The following is a 9,370-nucleotide window of genomic DNA, read 5'->3' as shown; positions in this document are numbered from 1 at the left end:
CCGCCGTTTGCCGATAAAAGAAGGCAGCTCGTTGCAGAACTGCCTTGGCACTCATTTGTGAGGAGGAAAATAGCCAGTAAAAAAATACTACGCACCCAATAATGACGGGCTACAATACCTTTGAATCAGGCCTCTTAGAACGTAACCTTTAGAAAAGTCATAAGAAAATAATTGAAGGAAGAGGTCATAATCCCTCCGTTGGTCAGGTCTATTAAAACGGGGTTCATTATGAAAAAGATTAAAGAAATCATGATTCGTCATAATCCCTTGAAACTCAGGTCTGGTGGAACTGCAATGGACTTGACCGCCTGCATTGCTCCGCGTGCTATTGAGTCACAATCCCTTTGGTCAGGTCTGCGACATGGGGTGAAACGCAGCACGATGCAGGTCCACCCCAAGCGTTGAGAGACGGCCTTCCGGCTGCACTCCCCCCTCTGCCCATAGCTCCGGGCATAATCATCCCGTTCACCCTGTCCTGCCGAAGCAGCTTTAGCTGCGAGGCAGAATCAGGGGGGCGCGGGGGGAATTATTTCCCCCGCATGCCTTTCCTGCCTTTTCTGCCTTTCCTACTCTTCAGCGGGGGGATCGACTTTTTTCCAGCCCTCGCCGAGGCTGTCGATGACGGTGATGACGAGGCCCTGGATACTGTTTTCGGTGGTACGGTAGGGGGCTATGCGCATGGTATAGAAGCGGCCGTTCATGCCGGTGACTTCTCTGTCGATGGGCGCGAGGTTTTTCAGGACGGTTTTTGCGTCGGCAACGATATCTTCATCGGGGAAGCTGTGCGCGAAGATCTGAAGGGGACGGTCCACGTCCTGGCTGACGAGCTGGAATTCCCTGCCGATGTACTCCGTAAACTTGCGGATATGAAGTTTGCTGTCCACGAACAGGATACCCGTCATGGTGGACGACAGGAAGTTCGACAGGTCGTTGGTCATGGTGGTGAGTTCGTCGAGCTTCTGCTGAAACTCGGAGTTCACGGTATAGAGCTCCTCGTTGACCGATTGCAGTTCCTCATTGGAGCTTTGCAGTTCCTCGTTGGCGGTGAGAAGCTCTTCGTTGGCGGCCTGGAGTTCTTCGTTGACGGTTTCAAGTTCGCCGATGGTGGAGCGCAGGTCGTTCTGGGAGACCTGGAGTTCGTGTTCAAGATCGACGATGCGCTGCGCGGCGGTGGTGTCGATATCGTACTTTTCCGTCACGCCGCCGAGGGGCAGGTCGCGCTGCTCAAGGAACAGGATGGCCAGCAGGCCGGTGTGAACATCGGCATCGTCGAAGATGGGCTGCACCGACAAATCAATGACCTTGCGGCCGGAAGCGGTATCCACGGATATGCCCGTATAGGTCACGGGACAACGTTCCACGCGGCAGCGGCTGATGGCGGTGGAGGACACCAGATTGATATCCTTATTGACCAGCGAGAAGAAGTTGAAGGTGGCCTTGCCAGGGGCGATATTCAAATAATCGGCGTAGTTGCCGAAAAAGTGAATAATGTTGTTCTGATCGTCGAGCACCACGGCGGCAGGCAGGAACTTTTCCAGAAAACGAGTATAGACGCTTTCAAGGGCGAAGCTCGTCTCTTCCCTGCGGGCCATGCAGGAAGCGCCGGGCAGGCAGGGCTGAATCTTGGGAATGCTGAAGGACGGCGTTATGAAATCGTCCACCTTGCCCTCGTTGCGGTGAACGTAGATCTTTTCGGTGATGCACAGCGGCGTGAACACCTTGCTGTATTCGCTGGCGGTCTCGCTTCTGCCGAGGAAGAGGAAGCCGCCGTTCTTGAGCGCCGTGTGGAAAATGGCAAAAAGTCCCTTCTGGAGCACGGGCTGAAAATAAATGAGCACGTTGCGGCAGCTTATGAGCGAAAGACGGCCGAAGGGCGGATCGGAAAGCATGTTGTGCGGCGCAAACACGATCATCTTTCTGATTTCCTTGGTCACCTGATACTGATCGTTGCGCTTGACGAAGTAACGGGCCAGCCGTTCGGGAGAAACGTCGTCGGCAATGCTTTCGGAAAACACGCCCTTGCCCGCCTGTTCGATGGCGTGGGTATCGACGTCGGTGGCGAAGATTTTCACGTCGCGGTGCAGATGCTTTTCCTCCATGGCCTCGTGGAAGAGTATGGCCAGGGAATAGGCTTCTTCGCCGGTGGAGCATCCGGCGCTCCACACGCGCACGGGCTCCTTTTCGTCGCCGTGCTCAAGTATGCTGTACACCGCGGTATATTTGAGCTTTTCAAAAAACTCGGCATCGCGGAAAAAGCGGGTCACGCCGATGAGGATATCCTTGACGAGCAGATTCGCCTCATTTTTGTTTTCCTCAAGCATTTTGGCGAAATCCGAAGGCGTGGGGCAATGCGTGACCACCATGCGCCGTTCGATGCGCCGCAGCACGGTGCTGCGCTTGTAGTGCGTGAAATCTATGCCGCTCACCCTGCGCAGCAGCAGATAAATGCGGGTCAGGGTATCCTCGTCGTTGGAGAGCAGGGATTCCTCCGCCTCGCCCTCGCCGAGCGCCGGATAATGCGAAAAATTGAGTATCTCCCGCGCGATGTCGTGCGGGGAAAGCACAAAATCGGCGAGTCCGGTGTTGATGGCGCTGCGGGGCATGCCGTCGAAGCGCGCGGAAGCTGGTTCCTGCACAAGCACGAGACCGCCGTGCTCCTTCACCGACTTGACGCCGTTCGTGCCGTCGGACCCCGTGCCCGAAAGCACCACCGCCATGGAATATTCCTTTTTCTCCTCGGCCAGCGACGTGAAAAAGATGTCGATGGGATGATTGATTCCCACGGGCGGATAATCAAAGAGCTGAAGTCTGCCGTCCTTGAGGGTCATGTTCTTCTTGGGCGGAATGAGAAACACGGTATTGGGTTCCACCTTCATGCCGTTTTCGGCCTGAATCACGGTCATGCCGGTGTGCTTGCCCAGAATCTCGGCCATGAGACTTTTGTAATCCGGCGAGAGATGCTGAATCACCACGAACGCCAGATTGCTGTTGTCGGGCATGCTCACGAAGAACTGCTGAAGCGCCTCCAGACCGCCGGCCGAAGCCCCTATGCCCACGATGAGCAGCGGAGCGTCCCGCCTGTTGCGTTCCACGCACAATGCGTCGGAATCGTTGCCGTTTTTTGCCGTCATGGAGCAACTCCTTCCTGGCCCTGCTGCGGGCGCAGATATCTGCGTTCAAAGTCCGCCACCGACATGGGGCGGCCGTAATAGAAGCCCTGTCCGATCATGCAGCCTTCCTCAAGCAGGGCGTCGATCTGCGCCTGATTCTCCACGCCTTCGGCAACGCAGGTCATGTTGCGCACCGCGCACAGCCGCACGATGTCGCCCACGAGGGCGCGTCCTACGGCGTTGTGCGACAGGCCGCTGATGAGACTTCTGTCGAGCTTCACGGTATCGAAGGCCACGTTGGCGAACACCGAAAGATTGGCGTAGCGCGTGCCGAAGTCGTCGAGACCGAAGCGCACCCCGAACGGACGAAAACCTTCCATGACGCGTTCGAGGGTGCGGTTTTCCAGATCGCCGGCGTTCTCGGAAACCTCGATTTCGAGCAGGTTCGGCGAAATCTGCGGATACCGGCTGAACAGCGCCAGCACCGATCCCGGCGCCGAGGCGCTCAGCATGGTGGCGCGCGAAAAGTTCACGGAAAGCGGCAGCACCTTCCAGCCGCGCACGCGCCAGTTTTCCATGGCGGAGAGCGCCAGATTGAACACGTGCAGATCCACCTCGCGGATGACGCCCGTGCGTTCCATGGCGTCCATGAAGCGGGCGGGCGCAATGACCCGGCCCGAACCGTCGAGGCCGCGCACCAGAGCTTCCGCGCCCACGAGATCGCCGGTGCGCAGATCCACCTTGGGCTGAAAGTAGATGGTAAAGCTCTCCAGACCGGCCATGCCCGCCACGGCGGGGCCGCGCACGCCGAGCATGGGCTGCGCCCTTCCGCCGGCCGTGGGCTCCAGCTGATCGCAAAGCATGATGGTGCGCGCTTCCTTGACCAGCTTGTCGCCGGAAAAGAGTCCTTCCGCCCACGAATAGCCGAAGCGCAGCTGACCGGGATACCGCCGCTGCAGCATCGACTGCGCCCTCAGCACCCGCGCAAGAAACACGTTCTGGGTGCTGTTGGCGCACAGGGCCACGAATTCGTCGCTGCGGGTGCGGAACAGCAGGTCGCGACCGAACACGGCGCTCAGGGTTTCGGCAAGGTACAGAATGCGCCACGAATCCCGCCGCCCCGCGCGATGCCGCGGATCCAGCGCCCCGGGAATGTCCAGAATGAACGCTCCCAGAGAACTATAGGCGTCGGACGTGAGCAGACACACCTTGTCCATGTAGGCGCGCAGGTTCTGCAGACCGGTGAGCGTGTCGCGCATGACGGAATCCCGCCCCTGACCGGACGCGCGCAGCGACCGTTCCAGATACGGCATGAGCGCGGCGAACAGGCCGTCGCCGTCCATGCGGGCCCGCGGATTCTCCACGCAAAGCAGTCCGTCGGGCGCGCCGCCTTCCGGCGCGAGGGGAAACACGGCATAGCTCCAGCGGCCGCCCTTGCTGCGCATGTGCAGGGGCGCATTCTCGCGCAGGGCGCGCCAGCACATGGGCAGCTTGTCGAGGGGCATGTCGGAAAACTGCTTTTTCAGGCTGCTGCGGCCGTCGCTCACCCATTCGTGGGTGGCGCGCACGCTGCGGCCGTCGTCGGCAAGGCCGAGGGTATAGACTCTGTCCGCCTGATAATATTCGCCGAGATTCCGCAGCACCTCAGCCATGACGACGTCCGGGGACTCGTCCAGCAGCAGGGCTTCCAGACAGGCAAGGGCCGTATCCTTGCCCTTGTCGGAGAGGCGGCGCGCCGGTTCGGCGTCCTGCGCGCCCTCCTGCGGACAAGCGGGCCGGGCCGTGCGGGGCGCGGCGGAAGAAGCCACGTTGAGATCCACGGAAGAAGCCGCGCGTTCGGCGCGGACGGCCGAAGCTGCGGCGGATGCAGCCGCCGACGCCGCAGACGCCGCCGCGGCGGAAACGACCGCCGCCATGCCGGAAACCGAAGCGCCGGAAGCAGCGTTGCCGACGGCCGGAGCCGATGCCGCCCCGCCGGCGGGCAAGGCTCCGAGGGGCGCGAGGGGCGAAGTTCCGGGAGGCGCGAAGGACGAAATTCCAGAGGCCGCAGTTCCGGGCGTTGCGAGGGGCGAGGTTCCGAAGGCTGCCGTTCCGGGAGTTGCGGAGGATGGCGTGCCCGAAAGCGCCGTGCCGGAATCCGCGGGAGCTCCCGTGCCGGAAGCGGCAACTTGCGTCGTGCCAAAGATTTCAGGGGCCGCCGCGCCGAAAGCCGCGGAAGCCGCCGCGGAAAGCTCCGCCCCGACGCCGGGCGCGGACGCAACCATTCCGAATTCAGGCCCGGACGCCGATGTTCCGGAAGACGCGCCGAAGACAGCCTCCCCGTTTGCCGGGGCTCCGGCAGAACACGTTCCCGCAGCCGACGCGCCGAAGGCCGCCGCCCCGGACGATGAGCCGCCCGCCGCGCCGAGATTCGACGCCGCCAGGCCCGCCGTCACGCGCTCATCCAGCACTCTTTCCATTGCGCCCGCAGCGATTCCCGGAGTCTGCCCCGCCGAGCCGCCCGACGCCGTGATAGCAGAGCCGTCCCGCACGCCGGATTCCATCCCGGAAAGAGCCGCCCCGTCCGAACGCTCGGGCTGGAACGGCGACAGATCGTCAATGAACACAATCACGTCCGAAGGCGCGTTTTCCCATTCGCCGCACATCTGCTCGGCCCGCCGCAGCAGCGCCGCATAGTCCGTGCCGCAAAGATCGGCACAGGCCACCGCCGCCACAAATCGCGGAATCATCGCCATGCCGCAGTCGAACAGCGCCTGACGCACGAACGCAAACACTTCGTCCATGCGCTGCCGCGTCACCACCCGCGGCGCGGCGTCGGAACGAAACACCGTGAACGCATCCTCGCCGTGTTCGCCTATCACGCAGTCGGAACCGAGCAGCAGCGAAAACGCCATGGAGATGAAACGCCTCCTGCGCTGCGCTTCCTGCCCGTACAGCCCGAACACCCGTATGAACGCCAGCATGTGCAGCGGAAAACCTCCGCTCTCCAGCACGTTTTCCGCCAGGCGACGGGCCATGTCGCGCCCGTAGATGCCGTGTACCGGCAAATCGCTTGAGCTGCGCACCAGCGACGCTTCCCGCGCATGCCGCCGTTCCGTGTCCTGCAGAAAGCCGAAGGCCTGCACGTCCCCGGAAAGCGGATTCTGCGCCAGATGCGCCGTGTACGACAGCCAGCGCACCATGCCGCCCTCGTCCACGCGGCGATATTCCCGCGTCACCCACTCCGAGCCGTGCGCAAACGCCTCCAGCAGCGCATCCCGACCGAACACCGACAGAAATTCATCCCTGTCCTCCCGCCGGAACAGTCGCTTCTTCTCCCACTTCAGGAGCTCCATACTGCTCACGCCGCGCAAATGCTGCGTAAACGTCCGCCCTTCCGACCAGAGCGCCTCCACACGGTCGCGCGTCAGATCAAGCCGCAGATAGCAGAACAGATTCGGACGCAGCGCCTCCCACAGCCGCTCCCGGCCGGATATCCCTCCGCCCGAAAGCATGCCCCCGGAAAGCGGTTCCGCAATGCCTATCACCTTGAGCGGCCGCCGATCCCCGTCGGGCAGCACCCGATAGTATACCGAAAACCACCCGTACCGACGGCTCATCTTGTGCCGCAGAATGAACGCTCCGCCGCCCGCAGGACGTCCGCCCAGCATGTCCCGCGCAAACTCCCGGAACCGGGAAACGGAATCCGGATGCACCCACTTGCGCTCAATCAGGCCTTCCGGAAAATTCTCCACCCGCATGGACGACGTGTTCACTCGACGCCGACTGTTGAACAGCACAAATCGACGCGACGACACGTCCAGCTCCCAGAGCACCCGCGATCCGCGATCAAGCGCCAGCTTCAAAAGCTCGCTCTCCTCCAGAAGCGCATCCTCACGCTTGCGCGAACCTGAAACATCCCGCACCAGCGCCAGCATCGACACCCGGCCGCCAGACGCCGGCATGCGCGTCACCCGCGCCCGACACCAGCGCCATACTCCGTCCCGCAGAAAACGATGCTCGTATTCAAAACCCCGGCCGCTCGCCATGCCCTCACGCAAAAGACGATCGTATTCAGGCACGTCGTCAGGATGAATCCCGGAAAACGACGAAAGATCACACGGCAGCACCACACTTCCCGGATCCGCGCCCAGCATGCGCAAAAGCGCAGGACTCGCGTACACCACGCTGGTGTTCTCCTGAACCTCCAGCAGCGCCACGCCTTCTTCCATGTGCTCCAGCAGCGCCTGAAGCTGAACAGGCGCATACGGCAGCACTTCCGTTTCGCGCTCGCCTTCTTCAGCCTCATCCCCGCTGCTGATGTGATACCGGTTGCGCCCCTCCGCCTTGGCCTCGTACAACGCCGCATCCGCACGCTCGTACAGCTTCTCAAACGCCCGCGTCTCCCCGGACGCTATGTACACGCCAACGCTCGAACTCACATGCAGCGTCGGATTCACACCAATCGAAAACTGCAGCGCCTCACAGATGCTCTGCGCCTTCTCCCGCGCCGCATCTTCCGTAATCGGCCCCGAAATCAGCGCAAAAAACTCGTCCCCGCCAAGACGCCCCACAATGTCCGTCGCCCGAAAACACCCCGAAAGCGCCTTCGCCGCCAGACGGATGACCTGATCCCCGGCCTGATGCCCCAGCGTGTCGTTCACCTGCTTGAAATTGTCCAGATCAACAATGAACAACGCACACATGTCCCCGGGATGCATGTGACGTAAACACTGCTCAATATAGTCCGTCGCCGTCTCGCGATTCAAAAGACCGGACAATACATCCCGCGACGCGCGCTCCGCAAGTATCTTCAATTCGCGCCAGTACTGAAGATCAGATAAGTGAAAACCGCTGCTTATCGTCATAACCGCGACTCTTCCCCTAAGTTACTCATGGACGCCCCGTGCGGAAAAGCCCCCCAAAAAGACTCCTTCCCCCGCCCCCACAGCAAGAGAAAAAGCCCGAACAGCCACAACCCTGAGCTATAATTCTTTTCACTATCTCCCCCACTCCCCCCACTGTCAAGAACCCTGACAAATATTCACCGGAAAACAACAACAGATGAAGACAGAAAGACAGAAAAGGATGGAGATCAGACAAGAACAGCGGGGCTCCGCCCCGGATTGAATGGAAGGGTGTCAGGAAAGACAGCGGGGCTCCGCCCCGAACCCCGCCGGGGGAAATAATTCCCCCCCGGTCCCCCCTGGTTCTGCTTCGCAGCTGACGCTGCTTCAGCAGGCGGGGCGAATGCCGGTCGGGTTGCTGAAAATGGCGTTCGGAGTTTCGACAGGTGAGTTCCACGCAGGCGGAAAGTCCTGGCGGGCGCTGTTCGGGCTGCGCAGTCAGTGCAGGCGTGTCCTCCAAGCGCCCGGCGGATGCCGTCGCCCGTTTGCGCAAGACACACTGTACGGACTGCGGAACTTGTACGACGGCGGCTGCGCTTAACGCCGGAAGTGAATTCCGGCTACGCGCCTGCCGTCGGCCGGGCTCCTGACGTCGCCCGGGGCCCCAGTGCGTTGAGAGACGGCCTTGCGGCAGACATTTTCCCCGCCCGGCGGCTGAACCGAAATCGGCTCCACCACGCCGGGCCGATTCCTTCTCCGATAAATATCTGGAAATCCTTTTCTTTGACACGACTGTCCGACATTTGCCGGACAGGAGTCGGCCACCGCAGGTGGGCGCAGACAGTCAAGCGCCCGGCGGCTGCCGTCGCCCGTTTGCGCAAGACACACTGTACGAGCTGCATCACTTGTACGACGGCGGCTGCGCTTAACGCCGGAAGTGAATTCCGGCTGCTTGCCTGCCGTCGGCCGGGCTCCTGACGTCGCCCGGGGCCCCAGAGCGTTGAGAAACGACTTTCCGGGCTGCAATTGCGCCCCCGCCCTCGGTGTTCCCTCAAAAAATCTGGAAATCTCTTCCTTTGACACGACTGTCCGACTTTTGTCGGATAGGAGTCGGCCACCGCAGGTGGGCGCAGACATGCGAGCGCCCGGCGGCTGCCGTCGCCCGTTTGCGCAAGACACACTGTACGAACTGCATCACTTGTACGACGGCGGCTGCGCTTAACGCCGGAAGTGAATTCCGGCTGCTTGCCTGCCGTCGGCCGGGCTCCTGACGTCGCCCGGGGCCCCAGTGCGTTGAAAGAACGTTTTCCGGGCTGCAATTACGCCCCTGCCCTCGGTGTTCCCTCCCCAAGATCTGGAAATCTCTTCCTTACTCACACGGATTCCGGCCACGCCGGAATCCGTGTCGGCCACCGCAGGTGGGTCCGAAAGGAC

2 protein-coding genes are annotated in these 9,370 nt (G+C 61.5%); both read right to left on the bottom strand.

What is annotated here, in order from left to right; genetic code table 11:
• Window positions 1-566 precede the first annotated feature (566 nt).
• The gene (locus ACZM96_RS07540; RefSeq protein ID WP_489488296.1) at window positions 567-3,131 is read right to left on the bottom strand and encodes a chemotaxis protein CheB; all 2,565 of its coding nucleotides are present in this window, start codon (window positions 3,129-3,131) and stop codon (window positions 567-569) included.
• The gene (locus ACZM96_RS07535; protein ID WP_489488294.1) at window positions 3,128-7,957 is read right to left on the bottom strand and encodes an EAL domain-containing protein; all 4,830 of its coding nucleotides are present in this window, start codon (window positions 7,955-7,957) and stop codon (window positions 3,128-3,130) included. Before ACZM96_RS07535 ends, ACZM96_RS07540 begins: the two co-directional genes overlap by 4 nt.
• Window positions 7,958-9,370 lie beyond the last annotated feature (1,413 nt).

The sequence above is a fragment of the Mailhella sp. genome (assembly GCF_057866825.1).
The sequence above is the reverse complement of the archived record's forward strand: the minus strand, read 5'-3'. Positions and strand labels throughout refer to the sequence as shown.

What these genes read in the sequence shown, in the direction of transcription:
- ACZM96_RS07540 (WP_489488296.1), bottom strand. Translation starts at nt 3,131, where the DNA reads ATGACGGCAAAAAACGGCAACGATTCCGACGCATTGTGCGTGGAACGC.
- ACZM96_RS07535 (WP_489488294.1), bottom strand. Translation starts at nt 7,957, where the DNA reads ATGACGATAAGCAGCGGTTTTCACTTATCTGATCTTCAGTACTGGCGC.